This window comes from Paraburkholderia antibiotica (genome assembly GCF_012927125.1).
Classification (GTDB): Bacteria; Pseudomonadota; Gammaproteobacteria; order Burkholderiales; family Burkholderiaceae; genus Paraburkholderia; species Paraburkholderia antibiotica.
Map to the genome: position 1 here is coordinate 187,700 of NZ_JABBFZ010000002.1, position 17,361 is coordinate 205,060.

Here is a 17,361-nt window from a genome sequence, read left to right on the forward strand (position 1 = left end):
TTGCGGCTATGATGGTGCCCCTATGATGGTGCCCCCCAGGCAACCGCCCGGCAGGTGGCGCTTGCGCCTACGGGCACTGGTCGGCCACACCGTCTCACACCGTGCAGCACGCACCGAAAAAACTCCCGGAGGACAACGAATGGTATTGGGGTGGCTCGTCGTACTTCCGTTCATCGCCGCGGCATTGATCGCGCTCACCAGTCGGCGCGCGAGCGCGCTCTCGACGTGGATCGCGTTCGCGGCGGCGCTGTTCGGCTGCGCGCTGCTGCTGAGCGAGCGGGTCGGCATGGCCGCTCACGACGTGCTGCAGTGGCGTCACGAGTGGGTGCCCGACATCGGCCTCGCGCTGTCGCTGCGCCTCGACGGCCTGTCGTTCATGTTCGCGCTGCTGGTGCTCGCGATCGGCTTGCTGGTCTTCATCTACGCGCGCTACTACCTCGCCGGCGACGCCTCCCTGCCGCGTCTGTACCTGCTGCTTCTGCTCTTCATGGGCGCGATGCTCGGCGTCGTGCTGTCGAACAACCTGCTGTTGCTGGTGGTCTTCTGGGAACTCACGAGCCTCGTGTCGTTCCTGCTGATCGGCTTCTGGCCGTCGCGGCCCGACGCCCGGCGCGGCGCGCGCATGGCGCTCACCATCACTGGCGCCGGCGGTCTCGCGCTGCTCGCGTCGGTGCTGCTGCTCGGTCACGTATGCGGCAGCTACGAGCTGAACGACGTGCTCGCCCAGGTCGACAAGGTGCAGCACGATCCGCTCTATCCCGCCATCCTGCTGCTCGCGCTGTTCGCGGCGTTCACCAAGTCGGCTCAGTTTCCTTTCCAGTTCTGGCTGCCGCACGCGATGTCCGCGCCCACCCCGGTGTCGGCCTATCTGCATTCGGCGACGATGGTCAAAGCCGGCGTGTTCCTGATCGCGCGCCTCTATCCGCTCTTCGAGGGCACCCATCTGTGGGCGTACACGGCCACGCTCGCCGGCCTCGTCACGCTGGTGGGCGGCGCGTCGCTCGCGCTGTTCCAGCGCGATCTGAAGGGCCTGCTTGCGTATTCGACCATCAGCCATCTCGGCCTGATCGTGCTGCTGTTCGGCCTCGACACGCAGCTCTCGACCGTCGCCGCGCTGTTTCACACCGTCAACCACGCGGTGTTCAAGGCGTCGCTGTTCATGGCGGCCGGCATCATCGATCACGAGACCGGCACGCGCGATCTCGGCCGTCTGCGTGGCCTGCGCAAGTACATGCCGCATACCGCCGTGCTGGCGAGCGTGGCCTCGCTGGCGATGGCCGGCGTGCCGCTGCTCAACGGTTTTCTGTCGAAGGAAATGTTCTTCGGCGAGACACTCGCGCAAAGCATGTTCGGGCCGCTGAACCTCGCGATTCCCGTCATCGCGATCCTGGCGGCGGCGCTGTCGGTCGCGTACTCGCTGCGCTTCGTGTGGGGCGTGTTCTTCGACGGCGAGACGCCGCGCGATCTGCCGCACTATCCGCCGCACGAGCCGCCGCGCTTCATGAAGCTGCCGGTCGAGATCCTGGTCGCGCTATGCCTCGTGATCGGCCTCTTTCCGCAGCAAAGTATCGGCGGGCTGCTCGAATCGGCGGCGTGGGTCACGCTCGGCGGCAAGGTGCCCGATTACAGCCTCGCGCTGTGGCACGGCATCAACACGCCGCTCGTGATGAGCGTGCTGTCGTTCGCGGCGGGCACGGTGCTGTTCTTCCTGCGCCGCAACGCGTTCCGCCATCGTCGCCTCGCGCTCACCGAGCTGAACGCGAGCGAAATCTTCGATCGCTTCGTGCAGCGGCTCGAACGCAGCGCCGGCGTGATCGTGCGCGTGTTCGAGACGCGCTCGCTGCCCGCCTACCTCGCGTGGATGATCGCGGCGATGCTGGTCGTGCCGGGCGTGTCGCTTCTCGCGCTGGAGTCGTGGAGCGGCAGCCACCCGCGCCTGCCGCTCGATCTGATCACGCTGTGCGGGCTCGTGCTGATGTCGCTGCTGGCGATCGGCGTGGTGCTGGTGCGCGCGCGCACGCTCTACGCGCTGGTGATGCTGAGCACCTGCGGGCTGCTCGTGTCGCTGGCGTTCGTACGCTTCTCGGCGCCCGATCTCGCGCTCACGCAGATCTCCGTCGAGGTGGTCACGATCCTGCTGCTGGTGCTGGCCGTCTATTTCCTGCCGGCGCTGCAAAACGCGGTCGAGCCGCTGCCCGTGCGTCTGCGCAACGGCGTGCTGGCGCTCGCCGGCGGCCTGCTGCTCGGCGGCATTACCTACAAGATCATGACCAGCGCGCCGGTGCCGGGCATCGCGCCGTACTTCCTCGCCAATGCGCTGCCGGGCAGCGGCGGCCACAACGTCGTCAACGTGATCCTCGTGGACTTCCGCGGCTTCGACACGATGGTCGAAATCAGCGTGCTGGTGGTGGCCGGGCTCGCCGTCAAGGCGCTGTTGCGCGGCCTGCGCCTGAAGTCGCCCGACGCGGGGCCGGGTGGCCTGCCGTGGTCGTCGCAATCGCATCCGCTGATGCTCGCGATCCTCGCGCGGCTGATGCTGCCGCTCACCGTGCTGGTCGCCGTGTTCGTGTTCCTGCGCGGCCACAACCTGCCGGGCGGCGGTTTCATCGCGTCGCTGATCGTGTCGATCGCGCTGCTGCTGCAATACGTGGCGAGCGGCGTGCTGTGGACCGAGTCGCGCATCCGCATCAACTACCGCGCGCTCGCCGGCTACGGCCTCCTGATCGCCGCGGCGACCGGGCTCGGCAGTCTCGCGTTCGGCCGGCCGTTCCTCACCAGCGCGTTCGGGCACCTGCATCTGCCGCTGATCGGCGAAATCGAACTGTCCTCCGCGATGCTGTTCGATCTCGGCGTGCTGGGCGCGGTGGTCGGCACGACGCTCACGATCGTCTCGCACCTCGGCGTGCGCGACAAAGACATGCAATCCGTGGAGAAAAGCTGATGGAAGCCGCCTTTGCCGCCACGATCGGCGTGCTTTGCACGTGCGGCATCTACCTGTTGCTGTGCGCGCGCGTGTTGCCGGTGATTCTCGGCATCACGCTGTTCTCGTATGCGATCAACCTGTTTCTGCTCGGCATGGGCCGGCTCGCGCTCGGCAAACCGGCCGTGATCGCGGCGGGCGCGCAATACGTCGACCCGGTGCCGCAGGCGCTGGTGCTGACGGCCATCGTGATCGGCTTCGCGATGACCGCCTTCACCGTGGTGCTCGCGCTGCGCTCGTTTTCGTTTACGGGCAACGACCACGTCAACGATCACGTCGACGGTCAAACCAGCGGTTACCTCAATGGCTTGCTCAACGGCCACACCAACGGCAGGGAGACGCGCGGCGAATGAACCACGTCCTCCTGCTCCCGATCCTCATTCCGCTGTTCGCCGCGGGTTTCATCGTCGCGCTGCCGCTGCGCCGCAAGCGCGTGCAACGCGCGCTGAACGCGGTCGCGATCGTCGCGTTGCTGCCGGTCGCGTGCCTTCTGATGGCGCGCGCGGCGCAAGGCGAGATCGTCAGCTATGCGCTCGGCGCGTGGCCGGCGCCGTTCGGCATCGCACTGCAGCTCGACCGCCTCGGCGCGCTGATGCTGCTGCTCACCGCCGTGCTCGCGGTCTGCTGCCTGCTCGGCACCTCGGGCGACGACACCCGGCGCGGCCGCTATTTCCGTGCGCTGTTCCAGTTCCAGCTGATGGGCCTGAACGGCGCGTTCCTCGCGGGCGACCTGTTCAACCTGTTCGTGTTCTTCGAGCTGCTGCTGATCGCGTCGTATGCGCTGCTGCTGCATGGCGGCGGCGCGCGGCGCGTGCGCAACGGGCTGCACTATCTGCTGATGAACCTCGTCGGCTCGTCGTTCTTCCTGATCGCGATCGGCGTGCTCTACGGCATCACCGGCACGCTCAACATGGCCGACATGGGCGAGCGTCTCGCGCGGCTCGATCCGGCAACGCTGCCGCTCGCGCAGTTCGCCGGCGCGATGCTGATGCTGGTGTTCGGCCTGAAGGCCGCCGTGTTTCCGATGTCGTTCTGGCTGCCGCAGGCCTATCGCAGCGCGATCGGCCCGGTGGCCGCGCTGTTCGCGATCATGACCAAGGTCGGCATCTACGCGATGCTGCGCTGCGACGCGCTGCTGTTCGGCGCGGCGGGCGGCGTGCTCGACGGCTTCATGCATCAGTGGGCGTGGTGGCTCGCGATCGCGACGATCGTGTTCGGCGCGCTGGGCGCGCTCGCGGTGTCGAGTCTGAAGACCACCACCGGCTATCTGGTGCTGGTCTCGGTGGGTCTGCTGATCGCCGCGGTTACGCAGCAGACACCGCTGGCGTGGAGCGCGCTGCTCTACTACCTGATCAGCACAACGCTGTGCACCGGCGCGCTGTTCCTGCTCGCCGACACGCTCGAACCCGAGGCTGCCGCCACACGCGCCGCCCCCGTGGCTATCGGCGCCGAAGCCGGGACGCTCGAGCCCAGCTCGCTCGAAGCGCTCGACGATGCGGCCGCCTCCGCGATCTCGCCGGAGCCGGACGGCGTGACGGTAGCCACGCTCGCGCAGGCGCAAATGCTGCACGTCGACCCGGCCCTGCTCGCGATGGAGCCGGCTCATGCCCCCGCCGCCTCCCATGGCACCGCCCACGCCACCGCTCATGCCGAAACGCCAGTGCGCACGCACGCGCCATGGCCGTCGAATCTCGCCGCGCTGCTCTATCTGATTGCCGCGGTCGGCGCCGCCGGCCTGCCGCCGCTGTCGGGCTTCCTCGGCAAGGCGATGGTGCTGGCCGCCACGCCGACCGGCGCGGCCGCCGTGCTGTGGCCGGCCGTGCTGCTATCGAGCCTGCTGTCGATCGTCGCGCTGAGCCGCACCGGCACGCGCCTGCTGTGGGCGATGCCGGCCGCGCGCGCGCTCGCCGGCGAAACGGAGCGCATGCCGCGCGGCAGTCCGGCGAAGCTCGCCGCCTGCGCGCTGCTGCTCGGCTGCGTCGCGGCCATCACGCTCGGCGCGGGCGCGGTGCGGCACTATCTGACCGACACGGCGACCCAGCTGTTCGACCGCGCCGCCTACGTGCACGCGATCCTGCCCGAAGCAGGCGCCACGCTGCCGGCGCCCGCCGCGCCGGCCGATGCGCCGGCCGACCACGCGCGGGGGAACTGACGATGTTCAAACGCCTCTTCCCGCACCCGTGGCTCACCGTCGTGCTGATCGTCTGCTGGCTGCTGCTGATGAACGACATCTCGCCGGGCAATCTGCTGCTCGGCGCGGTGCTCGGCTGCGCGATCTCGTTTCGCGTCGGCGAAGGCCTGTGGCTGCAGCCGGTGCGCTTCGGCCGGCCGTGGCTGCTGCTGCGGCTCGCCGTGCATGTGCTGATCGACATCGTGGTGGCCAACGTCGAGGTGGCGTTGCTGGTGCTCGGCCCGACGAAGCGCCTGCGCCCGGCGTTCATCGAAGTGCCGCTCGACAGCACGCACGAGATCGCGCTCACGGTGCTCATCAGCGTGGTCTCGCTGAGCCCGGGCACGCTGTGCGCCGAACTCAGCGACGACCGCACGCGCCTCGCCGTGCACGTGCTCGATCTCGACGACGAAGCCGCGCTGATCGCGCTGATCAAATCCCGTTATGAAGCCCCTTTGATGGAGATCTTCGCATGCTAGCCATCGTGATCCCGATCTCGCTCGCGATCCTCGGCATCGCGTTCCTGCTGACGCTGTGGCGCCTCGTGCGCGGTCCGTCGCTGCCCGATCGCATCGTCGCGCTCGACACGCTGAACATCAACGCGATCGCGCTGATCGTCGTGTACGGCATCAGCCTGCGCTCGACGGTGCTGTTCGAGGTCGCGCTGCTGATCGCGGTGATGGGTTTCGTGGGCACCGTCGCGCTCACCAAATACCTGCAGCGCGGCGACATCATCGAACTCAACTAGCGCGAGGCCAGCCGATGCAAACCGTTATCGAAGCGATCGTCTGCGCGCTGCTGCTGGTGGGCAGCCTGTTCACGCTGATCGGCGCAATCGGGCTCGCGCGCCTGCCCGACTTTTTCATGCGCCTGCACGGCCCGACCAAGTCGACCACGCTGGGCGTGGGCGGCGTCGTGCTCGCGTCGGTGGTGTACTTCAGCACGCACGAAGACTTCACGAGCCTGCACGAACTGCTGATTCCGGCGTTCCTGTTCCTGACCGCGCCGATCAGCGCGCACATGCTCGCGAAGGCGGGGATCCAGCAGCGCGTGCCGCTGTCGGCGGCGACCCGCGGACGGCCGCCGACCACCGGCGCGTGCGCGGAGCATGGGGATACGCGGGAAGTGCCGGAGGGCGACGAGCGGTAGTTTTTTGGGGGGGGCTTACAGGCCTTGAGGCCTGGCGTGGCCGCTACGAGGATCGGGCGGGCGAAGCGTACATCCAGCGCGACCTACGGCGAATCCGCAAGGCAGCGCGAGATGGCGCGATGTTGCCGCAGATTGACGATTACGCCACTTATCCGTCGACAGCCCGGCCGGCACAATCGAAGCGTCTGAAGCAAGGCCCGCAGCGCTTGCACCGGACGCTGTCCCGAGCCACCCCGTCACTCTCCCCGTTCGCCATGACCACTCCAAACCTCGCCGCCGGGCCAGGCGGTCTCCAGCCCGCCGCCCCTGCCAACGCCAACGCCAACACCAACACCAACGCCATCCCCAACGCCGTCACCACGATCCCCGCCGCCGACAGCGCCGCCGCAGCCGCCCACTTCCAGGCATCGCTGCAATTCGAAACCGATTGCTCGGATGTCCACGCCGCGCTCGCGAGCGGCACGCCCGGCTTCGTGCTGCTCGACGTGCGCAGCCCCACGCTGTTCGCCGAAGGTCACGTGCCGGGCGCGCTGAACCTGCCGCACGGCAAGATCGTCGCGTCGAAGCTGGCCGGCTACGCGCCCGACACGCTGTTCGTCACCTACTGCGCGGGCCCGCACTGCAACGGCGCGGCACGCGGCGCGCTGCGGCTCGCGCAACTGGGGCGGCCGGTCAAGCTGATGGCGGGCGGCATCACGGGATGGCTCGACGAAGGGTTTGCCCTGGCGCGGACCGAAGCGATCTGAAGCTATCGGAAGCCACCTGAAACGCCCCTGAAGCAGCCTGAGTCGGACCGCCCGTAACGCGCCCGGGGCCGCGCCGGGCGGCCCGCGACACTCCCCTCCAACGACCTTTAAATAAGCTAAATAAAACCTGCCAATTGCCGATAACATGTCCAGCCGCATCTCTACCTGCGGTGGGACCCAATATGCAGAGTTCTTACAATTTCTGGCTCGTAGCGATTTCGTTCGCGGTCGCGACCCTCGCGTCGTACACCGCGCTCGACCTGACCGGGCGCATCTTCCTGCTCGCGTCGGCGCCGCGGCGGCATGCGTGGCGGCTCGGCGGCGCCCTCGCGCTGGGCGTGGGCATCTGGTCGATGCACTTCGTCGCGATGCTCGCGTTTTCGCTGCCGGTCCCGCTCGGCTACGACGTCGCGACGACCGCCTGGTCGCTCATGCTGGCGATCGGCGCGTCGTATCTGGCGCTCTGCGTGACAACGCGCACGCACCTGACGGCCGCGCATCTGCTCGCGGGCGGCGTGCTGATGGGTCTCGGCATCGCCGGCATGCACTACACCGGGATGGCGGCGCTGCGGATGGCGCCCGCGATCGACTATCAACCGGGCTGGTTCGCCGCATCGATCGTGATTGCGATCGGCGCCGCGACGGCCGCGCTGTGGATGGCGCGCGCGCTCAGTAACGAAAGCGCGCGCCATGTCGCGCGCAAACGTTTCGCCGCCGCGCTGGTGATGGGCGTCGCGATCAGCGGCATGCACTACGCGGGCATGGCCGCCGCCGGTTTCGCGCCCAACGCGATCTGCGGCGCCGCCAACGACATCAACTCGACATGGCTCGCGAGCCTCGTGCTGCTGTTCACGTTCGCGATCCTGACCGTCACGCTGATGCTGTCGCGCTTCGACGTGCGCACCACCTTCCTGCTCGGCGCGGTATCGAAGCTGAACGGCCAGATCGTCCGGCTCGCGACGCTCGACGTGCTGACCGGCCTGCCGAACCGCGCGACGCTGACCGAGCGGATCGAACGCGCGATCATCCACGCGCGCCGCCAGCACAGCTCGTTCGCAGTGCTGTTCATGGACCTCGACGGCTTCAAGACGATCAACGATTCGCTCGGCCACTCGGCCGGCGACGCGGTGCTGTCCGCGTTCGCGCGGCGTCTCGAACAGTGCGTGCGCACGAGCGACACCGTCGCGCGGCTCGGCGGCGACGAGTTCGTCGTGCTGGCGGAAAACCTCGCGACCCGCGACGACGCGGCCACGCTCGCCACCAGCGTGCTCGAACGGATGCGCCGCGGCACGTGGAGCGACGCGCAGCCGCTGCAGGTGATGCCGAGCATCGGCATCGCGCTCTATCCGCACGACGCCGACAGCGTCGAGACGTTGCTGCAGCACGCGGACGCCGCGATGTACGAAGCCAAGCGCGCGGGCCGCGGCACCTACCGCTTCTTCGAGCGCAGCATGAACGAAGCCGCCACGCGCACGCTGCAAATCCAGCACGCGCTGTACGAAGCCTTCGCGCACAACCGTTTCTCGCTCGAATTCCAGCCGAAGTTTCATAGCGGCGACGCGTCGCTCGCGGGCGCCGAGGCGCTGATCCGTCTGCACGATCCGCAGATGGGCACGCTCATGCCGCTCGAATTCATTCCGATCGCCGAACGCTCCGGGCAGATCGTGCAGATCGGCTACTGGGTCGTACGCGAAACCTGCCGGCGCATTCGCGGCTGGGTCGAGCAGGGTTTGCCGGCGATGAAAGTCGCGATCAACCTGTCGCCGCGTCAACTGCTGCAGCCCGATCTCGTCGAGACGATGCTGGAGATCGTGCGCAACGAAGGCGTCGCGTGCGAGCAGATCATGTTCGAGATCACCGAGACCGTCGCGATGCAGGACGCCGCGCGCACCGTCGAAGTGATCCGCGCGTTCCAGACCACCGGCTTCGATATCTCGATCGACGACTTCGGCACCGGCTATTCGAGCCTCGCGTATCTGCAGCGCTTTCGCGTGAAGCAGTTGAAGATCGACCGTTTCTTCACCAACGGCCTCGACACGCACGGCCCGGAAGGCAGCGCAATCGTGTCGGCGATCATCGCGCTCGCGCACTCGCTGGAAATGGACGTGGTGGCCGAGGGCGTCGAAACGCAATCGCAACTCGACAAGCTGCGCGCGCTGATGTGCGACGAAATGCAAGGCTTCCTGCTCGGCAAGCCGGTCAACGCCGACGACTTCGGCGCGATGCTCAGGGGACGAATGATGGCCGTGTAAGCGAACCGCGCTCTGACGTCATTTAGAAGTCGTTTTTGAAGTCCGTTCGCCGCGGCCCGTCGATCCCACCAACGCAGCCGGCGTGCCGAACGGCTTGCGGACAGAACACAGATTTAGCGTTGCCGGTTTCCGCCACGGTCCACCACGGGGGGAACGGATCAGGATCGGGATCCGGGTATCACGAGACCGGCGACGACCATGAATAAACAAGAACAGGCAGACCAGTGCTGGAGAATTCATGACTTTCGATGTAGCGACGTTCACCTCGTTGTGGCTGATTACGTTTCTCTGCTGTGCGCTCATCACCACCGCGCTGTCGCGCATGTTTGCGCAGGTCGCCGCGTTCCGCTTCTGGGCCGTCGCGTTTTTTCTGAACGCGGCGTCGGCCGCCTGCGTCGTCGCGCATGTGACGTGGCAGAACGACACGCTGCTGGTGCTCGCCGCAACCTTCGCGCTGCAATACCGCCTGCTGATCTGGATGGGTCTGCGCAAGCTGCTCGGCGTCGTCGCGCCTTGGCGCACCGGCCTCGCGCTGACGCTACTGTTCTGCGCGCTGCATGCGAGCGCGCTCGCGTTCCCGGCGCCGGTCCTGCTGCGCGCGATCCTGCTCGCGCTGTTCTTCCTGCCGTGCCGCATCGGCACGCTCTATGAAGTGTGGCGCCCGCGCCGCGCGAATGTCGGTCCCGCGCGCTCGATCGCGATGATCGGCGGCGCGATCGCGTCGGTCAACACGATCGTGCCGTTCGTGCTCGCGCTGCTCGATCGCTCGAACCTGTCGCTGCTGCTCGGCAATCCGCGCACGACCTCCGCGCTCTACGCGATCGTGTTCGCGGGCGACCTGCTGCTGGCGAGCGGCCTGATCGTGTTCGCGTTCAAACTGCTGAGCGTCGAGCGCAACATGCTCGCGACGCTCGACCGCAGCGCGTCGGCGCAACTCGCGGCGAGCCGTGCGCTGCGCGCGCTGCGTCGTCCGCGCGATACGCTCGCGCACGTGTATGGACATCACGAAGGCATTACGCATCCGCAGCCGCTGACGTGGACGATCTGAGTTGGGCTGAGCGGGTGAGGTGGGTTTTTGCGGGGTTTTTGCGGGGTTTTTGCGGGGTTTTCGCGGGCTTTCGGCAGATGGCCGCGCGAGTGCGGTGGGCGGCGAGGCTTCGTAGGGTTTTGTTTTTGCCCGCCCCACGCCGCGCGCGCGTCGTAGCCGCCCTGCTTCATCTCTCCGCTTTATAGCCTTGTTTTGCAGCCCGGCTTCATAGCCTCATCTCGGCGCCTCGCTTCATAGCCCAGCTTCATAGCCCAGCTTCATAGCCCAGCTTCACAGCCTCACCTCACCGCTCCACCGCTTCGCCACCACCCCACTCCACAGCGTGACGAAGCGGCGTCAGCATGCCTTCACGCCCGTTCTTCTCCCAACGCAACGAGCCGTTCGGCCAGTGCCTCGCTGACCCGCGTCATCGGTAGACGCAGTTCGTTGCGCACCCAGCCGTTGGCCGCGAGCAAGGCCTTCACCGGCGCCGGATTCGGTTCGGCGAACGCGAGCTGGATCTGCGGCACCAGCGCATGAAAAAGCCGCCGCCCTTCATCGAGCCGCCCGTCGACCAACGCGCGATACAGCGCGACAAAGCGTTCCGGCCGCCAATGCGCGGACGCCGCAATCGCGCCGGCGCCGCCCGCGCACAGCGTATTGAACAGTTCGAGATCGTTGCCCGCCAGCACCTGCAGACGGCCGTCGCGAATCAGCGCGAGCGTCGTGTCGAGCGAGCCGGCGCAATCCTTGATCGCCGCGATGCGCGGATGCGCGGCGAGCGTCAGCAAGGTATCGAGTTCGAGCCGCACGCCGGTGCGCTGCGGAATGTCGTACAGCATCAGCGGATGCGCGCTCGCATCGGCCAGCGCCTCGAAATGCGCGACGATGCCGGCCTGCGCGGGCCGCGTGTAGTACGGCGCGGCGATCAGCAGGCCGGCGAGCGGCAACGCGTTCAGTCGCGCAATCTGCGCGCGCATGCTCGCCGTGTCGTTGCCCGACACGCCGACTACGACGGGCAGCGGGCGCCGCTTTGAAGCCGTGTCCAAAGCCGTGCCCGAGGCCGTGTGCGAAGCCGTGTTAGCCGCGGCCTCGCGCGCGTCGAGAATCGTCGCGAGCACCGCCTCCTGCTCGGCGGCGTCGAGCGTGGCCGGCTCGCCGGTGGTGCCGAGCGCGACGAGGCCGGCCACGCCGGCGTCCGCATAGCGGCGCACCAGCGCGCGCAGCGCGGCGTGATCGACCGCGCCGTCGGCGAACGGCGTGATCAGCGGAATCCAGATACCCGAGAAATCAGACATGTTTTCTACCTCGATGACGACCGTATCGAATCCGGTCAGCGGTGCGAGGAAGAAAGGAGAAGGCCGCAGGCGGGCGGTCGACCGGTCGTTCCGTCGCACATCTGACGACGGAACGCGCGCTCCGGTCAGATGAGCAGCGGTTTTTTGGCTTTGGCGACGACGTTGCGCGAACTGCCGTTCGCGCGAGCCAGCGCCGCGCTCGACTGGGCGGCGCGGACGGAGATCGACGAACGAAGTCGGAACGTGGGGTCGGAAGGCATGAACGGCAGTGTAACCGCGAAAGCCGTGTCGTGGAGCGCTGCTGGGCACCCTGCAGCCTGACCGGGCAACCCTGTCGCGAAAAAGCTTGACTTCTGCACGCGGGAAACTAATATACGCACCGCGTATATTCGATGCACGACAGATCGTCCCTCCCGCCGCTTCCCTTTTCCGACAGGTGCCCTATGAGCGTTCCGCAGCAAGCCTTCCTACGCGATGCGATGCGTCGTCTGAACATGACGCGCGATACGTTCGCCAACCGCATCGGCGTGTCGCGCCGGGCGCTCGACACGTGGCTGCTGCCGGACGACTCGCAGGAATCGCGGGCGATGCCGGAGATCGTCGAGCGTTTCGTGTCGGAGATCGTCGCGAATCCGGAAGCGGGTGAGAAATATACGCAAAGCGTAGACTCACAATCGCTCGCCAGCCAGATGCTGTTCGAAGGCAGGCCGCAACTGCTGTCGGTCGACCAGTTCTCGCGCGACTCGGTCGAGGCGCTGTTTCGCGTCGCGGACATCATGCAGCCGATCGCGCGCCGCCGCAAAATCTCGCGCGTGCTCGAAGGCGCGGTGCTCGGCAACCTGTTCTTCGAAGCCAGCACGCGTACCCGCGTGAGCTTCGGCGCGGCGTTCTGCCGGCTCGGCGGCTCGGTGTGCGATACGACCGGCTTCACGTTCTCGTCGATGGCCAAGGGTGAATCGATCTACGACACGAGCCGCGTGATGAGCGGCTACGTCGACGCGCTGGTGATCCGCCACCCGGACCAGGGCTCGGTCGCCGAATTCGCGCGCGCGACCAACGTGCCGGTAATCAACGGCGGCGACGGCGCCGGCGAGCATCCAAGCCAGGCGCTGCTCGATCTGTACACGATCCAGCGCGAGTTCTCGCGCTTGGGCAAGATCGTCGACGGCGCGCATATCGCGCTCGTTGGCGACCTCAAATACGGGCGCACCGTGCATTCGCTGGTGAAGCTGCTCGCGCTGTATCGCGGCATCAAGTTCACGCTGATTTCGCCGCCGACGCTCGAAATGCCGGGCTACATCATCGAGCAGATTTCGCGCAACGCTCACGTGATCGAACAGACTCACGACCTGCGCAACGGTCTGCGCGGCGCCGACGTCGTCTACGCGACGCGCATCCAGAAGGAGCGTTTCGCCGACGAGTCGTTCGAAGGCTACACGCCGGACTTCCAGATCAATCAGGCGCTGGTCGATAGCGTGTGTGGCGCCGACACGCTGATCATGCATCCGCTGCCGCGCGACAGCCGCCCCGGCGCGAACGATCTGAGCACCGACCTCAACCACGACTCACGACTGGCGATTTTCCGCCAGACCGACAACGGCATTCCGGTGCGGATGGCGATTTTCGCGGTGCTGCTCGGCGTCGAAAAACTGGTCCAGCATTCGATGCGCGATGCCGCGTGGCGCCCGCCCGTGTATCTCGGGCCGGACGATGCGGTGTTTCACGGGATCGATTGAGCGGGTCTGCTGCGGCCCGTTTCCGGTCCTGCAGTGATCCTTGCGCGGTCCTCCTGCAAGACCGCTGCCGACTCAGATCGCGGCGCCGTTGGCGTCGCGCGCGGCCTGCCTGAAAGTGCTCGCAAAGAACAGCACCTGATACTTCACCGCGTTCGACCAGTACTCCCAGGTATGGCCGCCGGGCCGCTCGGCGTAATCGTGCGGTACGCCGAGTTCGACGAGCCGCTCGTGCAGCAGACGGTTCGACTGCACGAGCGCGTCGTTCACGCCGCAGTCGATCGTCAGCGCAATGTGCTCGCGGCCGAAATTCTGCGCGCTCGCGACGATCGCCTCGTTGTTCCAGAACTCCGCATCCTGCGACGGATCGCCGAACACGCGCTCGATGCCCGGCTCGTCTTCGCAGCCGCGCGGGTCCACCGCGCCGCTGATGCTGCCGGCCGCGCCGAATTCGTCGGGCCGGTCGAGCGCGATCCGCAGCGCGCCGAAACCGCCCATGCTCAGGCCGGTAATCGCGCGCGCCCGCCTCGTCGCAAGCGTGCGGAAATGCCGGTCGATATAACCGACCACCTCGGTGCCCACATAGGTTTCGTAGCGGCTGCGCGGATCGACCGGGCTGTCGATGTACCAGCTTTCATGGCCGCCGTCGGGCATCACGAGGATCACGTGATAGCGATCGGCCAGCTTGCCGATATGCGAATTCGCGGTCCAGTCGGTGTAGTCGCCACCGGAACCGTGCAGCACGTAGACTACCGGAAAGCGCGTGGCGTCGCCGCCGCGCGCGTACTGATCGGGCAGCACGACCGTCGCGTCGAACGAACGATGCATCGCCGTGCTCGGAATCGACACGACGCGCGTCTGATACGCCCACGCCGGCGTCGCGATCAGCATCAGAATCAACCAGAACGCACGGACTGGATTCATGGTGGGTCGCTCCCGCTGTGTTCCGTCTGCTTCGAATCATCAGGCATCCGAATGAAGCTGCGAGCGGATGCGTCGGCCACTGTCCGTCGATGACTCTAGCAACGGCGACTTACAACCATATTTCAGCGAAACATACGATCCCGTCAGGGTCCAGCCGTCGGGCGACAAAGGCCGGCGAACGGAGGCCCGTGCCTCCATTCGCCGCGCGCGAAGTTATGCGATGGACATAGTCGATGAGTTTGCTTCCGCGCGTTGCTTCACCTCTTCAGTGGCCTCTTCAGCGGCCTCGTCCACGCCCTCGTCCGCCCGCGCGATATGCGCGGCAAACCCGACCTGCCCCGCTGCGAGATCGTCCCGCAACGTCAGCGCGGGAATCGCGTACGCGCCGCCGTTCTGCGCGCGGAACGCGATCGGCGCGCTCGTCCACAGCGTGTCGAGCCGGCGCCCGAGCGCCTCGCTCACCTCGGCGTACTTCGCGTCGTCGATACGGCCCGTGCGATAAACGACGAACGGTGGCAGCACATCGAAGCCCGGGTAGTACAGCATGCCGTGCTGGATCGGAAACAGCAGATCGTCGATCGGACCGTTGATGCCGCGCGCACTGTAGTGCGACTCCCAGCCGCCCGTGGTCACGACCAGCATCGCGCGTTTGCCGGCGAAGCGGCCCTCGCCGTAACGCTCGCCCCAGCGCGCATCCGAATGCTCGCCGACGCCGTAGGCGAGCCCGTACGCGTAGACACGCTCGAACCAGCCCTTCATCAGCGCGGGCATCGAGAACCACCACAGCGGAAACTGGAAGATCACCGCATCGGCCCACTTCAGTTTGTCCTGCTCGCGCGCGATGTCCTCGCTCTGCAAGCCGTTTTCGAACGCATGCTTCGATTCGCTCGACGGATAGAAGCGCTCGCTGCTCAGACGCTCGAGGCTATCGTTGGCATCGAGCGACGCTTTCCAGTTCATCGCATACAGATCGGACACCTGCACGGTATGGCCGGCGCGTTCGAGATGCCGGAGCGTGAAGTCCTTCAGCGAACCGTTCAACGATTTGGGTTCGGGATGCGCATAGACGACAAGAACGTTCATGATGAGAGACCTTCGTGGCTGAAAGTCTTCACGATAGGCGTCACCGAGGTATATTGGAAATGAATTCCCAATATGTCAGGTATTACGATGGTTAATCTGCGCAGGCTCGACCTCAACCTGCTGGTCACGCTGGACATGCTGCTCGAAGAGCACAACGTGACCCGCGCCGCCGAGCGGCTGAACTTTTCGCAGCCGTCGGTCAGCGTGCATCTGGCGAAGCTGCGCGAGTTGTTCGGCGACCCGCTGCTGTTGCCCGGACCGCGCGGCATGCGGCCCACAGCCAGAGCCGAAACGCTACGCGAGCCGTTGCGCGATGCGCTCGACGCGCTGGAGCGAGCGGTCGCGCCGGCCAGCCCGTTCGATCCGGCCGCGGCCACGCAAAGCTGGCGCATCGCCGCGACCGACTACGCGGAGTCGACGATCATCCTGCCGATGCTCGCCGGCCTGCGCGCGGCCGCACCGGGCACACGTCTCGCGATCGTCGAAGCGGTGCCGCCGCGCCTCGCGCGGCAGGCCGAACAGGGCGAAATCGATCTCGGCTTTCATACCAGCGAAGGCGCGCCCGAGGGTTTGCGCCGTCGCGTGCTGTTCGCCGAGCGCTATGTTCTGGTCGGCCGCGCCGGTCATCCGAAGCTCAAGCGCCGCCCCACGCTCGCGCAGTTCTGCAAGCTCGAACACGTGATCGTGTCGCCGGACGGCGGCGGCTTTTTCGGCGTGACCGACGAAGCGCTCGCGCAAGTGGGACTCACGCGCAAGGTGGTGTTGTCGGTGCCGCATTTTCTGTTCATGCAGGCGGTGCTCGCGAACACCGATCTCGTCGGCATGCTGCCCGCGCGCCTCCTGCACGGCTCGACCGCCTTGCGGATGGTCGAGCCGCCCGTCGAAGTGCCGGGCTACGAAATGGCGATGCTGTGGCACGAACGCGTGCATCGCGATCCCGCGCACCGATGGTTGCGGGAGTTCATCGCAGCGTCGGTGTGAGGTGCGGCAAGCTGAGGCCATCCGTATGCGTCCTTCAGTGCCCCTCAGTGCGTTCAGTTCCCAGCCGCCGCACCAATCGCATTCAACTCGTCGAGCACCGCGTCGCTCAGTTGCAACCGCGCCGCCTGCAGATTCTCGCGTAGATGCCCCACCGACGACGTACCCGGAATCAGCAGAATGTTAGGTGCCCGATGCAATAGCCAGGCGAGCGCGACCTGCATCGGTGTCGCGTCGAGCGTGCGCGCGAGATCCGACAGCGCCGACGATTGAATCGGCGTGAAGCCGCCGAGCGGAAAGAACGGCACGTACGCGATGCCCTGCGCGCCGAGCGCGGCGATCAACGCGTCGTCGTCGCGATGCACGAGGTTGTAGTGGTTCTGCACGCACACGATCCGCGCGATGCGCTGCGCCTCCTCGACCTGCGCAGCCGTCACGTTGCTCACGCCGATATGGCGCACGAGCCCGCGCTGCTGCAGTTCCGCGAGCGCCGTCACCTGCGCTTCGATCGAGCCTTCGCTCGGCGCGTGCACGTTGCCCATCACGCGCAGATTGACCACCTCGAGCGCGTCGAGGCCGAGGTTGCGCAGATTGCCGTGCACCGCGCGTTCGAGGTCGGCCGGTTCCTGCGCCGGCAGCCACGCGCCGTCGCTGCCGCGCACCGCGCCGACCTTGGTGACGATCGTCAGATCGCGCGGGTATGGATGCAGCGCCTCGCGAATCAGTTGGTTGGTCACGTGCGGCCCGTAAAAATCGCTCGTATCGATGTGATCGACGCCCGCCTCGATCGCCTCGCGCAGCACCGCGAGCGCCGCGTCGCGGTTTTTCGGCGGCCCGAACACGCCGGGACCGGCCAGTTGCATCGCGCCGTAACCCATACGCCGCACCGTGCGGCCGGCCAACGGGAACGTATCGGTGGAATGGAAGTTCGGCATGACGATCTCCTGATGAAGTGTTGAGCCGCAGTATCGCCGGATTGCGTTGTTGAATAAACCGGTCTAACGTGTACGGGTTGTTCAAA

At 66.8% G+C, this 17,361-nt stretch carries 15 protein-coding genes; 11 read left to right on the top strand and 4 right to left on the bottom strand.

What is annotated here, in order from left to right:
• Nucleotides 1-139: 139 nt before the first annotated feature.
• From HHL14_RS04875 to HHL14_RS04915, 9 genes are all read left to right on the top strand, one after another.
• On the top strand, nucleotides 140-2,941 hold the full coding sequence (locus HHL14_RS04875; protein ID WP_169496446.1) for a monovalent cation/H+ antiporter subunit A: 2,802 nt from the start codon (nucleotides 140-142) through the stop codon (nucleotides 2,939-2,941).
• Nucleotides 2,941-3,333 carry a Na+/H+ antiporter subunit C gene (locus HHL14_RS04880; protein ID WP_169496447.1) on the top strand — a complete coding sequence of 131 codons (393 nt, stop codon included), beginning with the start codon at nucleotides 2,941-2,943 and terminating at the stop codon, nucleotides 3,331-3,333. Before HHL14_RS04875 ends, HHL14_RS04880 begins: the two co-directional genes overlap by 1 nt.
• The gene (locus HHL14_RS04885) at nucleotides 3,330-5,132 is read left to right on the top strand and encodes a monovalent cation/H+ antiporter subunit D (RefSeq protein WP_169496448.1); all 1,803 of its coding nucleotides are present in this window, start codon (nucleotides 3,330-3,332) and stop codon (nucleotides 5,130-5,132) included. Before HHL14_RS04880 ends, HHL14_RS04885 begins: the two co-directional genes overlap by 4 nt.
• 2 nt (nucleotides 5,133-5,134) lie before the next feature.
• The gene (locus HHL14_RS04890) at nucleotides 5,135-5,629 is read left to right on the top strand and encodes a Na+/H+ antiporter subunit E (protein ID WP_169496449.1); all 495 of its coding nucleotides are present in this window, start codon (nucleotides 5,135-5,137) and stop codon (nucleotides 5,627-5,629) included.
• Entirely contained in the window at nucleotides 5,623-5,898 is a 276-nt protein-coding gene (locus tag HHL14_RS04895) for a K+/H+ antiporter subunit F (RefSeq protein ID WP_008922284.1), read from the top strand. The genes HHL14_RS04890 and HHL14_RS04895 overlap by 7 nt, the downstream gene beginning before the upstream one ends.
• Nucleotides 5,899-5,912: 14 nt before the next feature.
• On the top strand, nucleotides 5,913-6,299 hold the full coding sequence (locus HHL14_RS04900) for a Na+/H+ antiporter subunit G (protein WP_169496450.1): 387 nt from the start codon (nucleotides 5,913-5,915) through the stop codon (nucleotides 6,297-6,299).
• 254 nt (nucleotides 6,300-6,553) lie between these two features.
• Nucleotides 6,554-7,045, top strand: a complete 492-nt coding sequence (locus tag HHL14_RS04905) for a rhodanese-like domain-containing protein (protein ID WP_169496451.1) — start codon at nucleotides 6,554-6,556, stop codon at nucleotides 7,043-7,045.
• A gap of 182 nt (nucleotides 7,046-7,227) precedes the next feature.
• Complete coding sequence (locus HHL14_RS04910; RefSeq protein ID WP_169496452.1) at nucleotides 7,228-9,297, top strand: putative bifunctional diguanylate cyclase/phosphodiesterase; 2,070 nt, start codon at nucleotides 7,228-7,230, stop codon at nucleotides 9,295-9,297.
• A gap of 238 nt (nucleotides 9,298-9,535) precedes the next feature.
• Nucleotides 9,536-10,345, top strand: coding sequence for a hypothetical protein (locus HHL14_RS04915; RefSeq protein ID WP_230412923.1), 810 nt, complete (start codon nucleotides 9,536-9,538; stop codon nucleotides 10,343-10,345).
• Nucleotides 10,346-10,692: 347 nt separating this feature from the next.
• Here HHL14_RS04915 and dapA read toward each other — a convergent pair whose 3' ends face one another.
• On the bottom strand, nucleotides 10,693-11,622 hold the full coding sequence (dapA, locus tag HHL14_RS04920) for a 4-hydroxy-tetrahydrodipicolinate synthase (protein WP_169496453.1): 930 nt from the start codon (nucleotides 11,620-11,622) through the stop codon (nucleotides 10,693-10,695).
• A 443-nt stretch (nucleotides 11,623-12,065) separates the two neighbouring features.
• On the opposite strand from dapA, the gene HHL14_RS04925 reads away from it, so the two are divergent.
• Nucleotides 12,066-13,358, top strand: coding sequence for an aspartate carbamoyltransferase (locus HHL14_RS04925; RefSeq protein ID WP_169496454.1), 1,293 nt, complete (start codon nucleotides 12,066-12,068; stop codon nucleotides 13,356-13,358).
• 72 nt (nucleotides 13,359-13,430) lie between these two features.
• Here HHL14_RS04925 and HHL14_RS04930 read toward each other — a convergent pair whose 3' ends face one another.
• The gene (locus HHL14_RS04930; protein ID WP_169496455.1) at nucleotides 13,431-14,279 is read right to left on the bottom strand and encodes an alpha/beta hydrolase; all 849 of its coding nucleotides are present in this window, start codon (nucleotides 14,277-14,279) and stop codon (nucleotides 13,431-13,433) included.
• 213 nt (nucleotides 14,280-14,492) lie between these two features.
• Nucleotides 14,493-15,362 (bottom strand): NAD(P)H-dependent oxidoreductase, encoded by an 870-nt coding sequence (locus HHL14_RS04935; protein WP_169496456.1) that lies wholly within the window; start codon nucleotides 15,360-15,362, stop codon nucleotides 14,493-14,495.
• Between the two features lie 72 nt (nucleotides 15,363-15,434).
• Between HHL14_RS04935 and HHL14_RS04940 the strand changes: the two genes are divergently transcribed.
• The gene (locus tag HHL14_RS04940; protein WP_169496457.1) at nucleotides 15,435-16,343 is read left to right on the top strand and encodes a LysR family transcriptional regulator; all 909 of its coding nucleotides are present in this window, start codon (nucleotides 15,435-15,437) and stop codon (nucleotides 16,341-16,343) included.
• Nucleotides 16,344-16,396: 53 nt separating this feature from the next.
• Here the strand turns inward: HHL14_RS04940 and HHL14_RS04945 are convergent, their stop codons facing one another.
• On the bottom strand, nucleotides 16,397-17,275 hold the full coding sequence (locus tag HHL14_RS04945; RefSeq protein ID WP_169496458.1) for an aldo/keto reductase family oxidoreductase: 879 nt from the start codon (nucleotides 17,273-17,275) through the stop codon (nucleotides 16,397-16,399).
• Nucleotides 17,276-17,361: the final 86 nt, after the last annotated feature.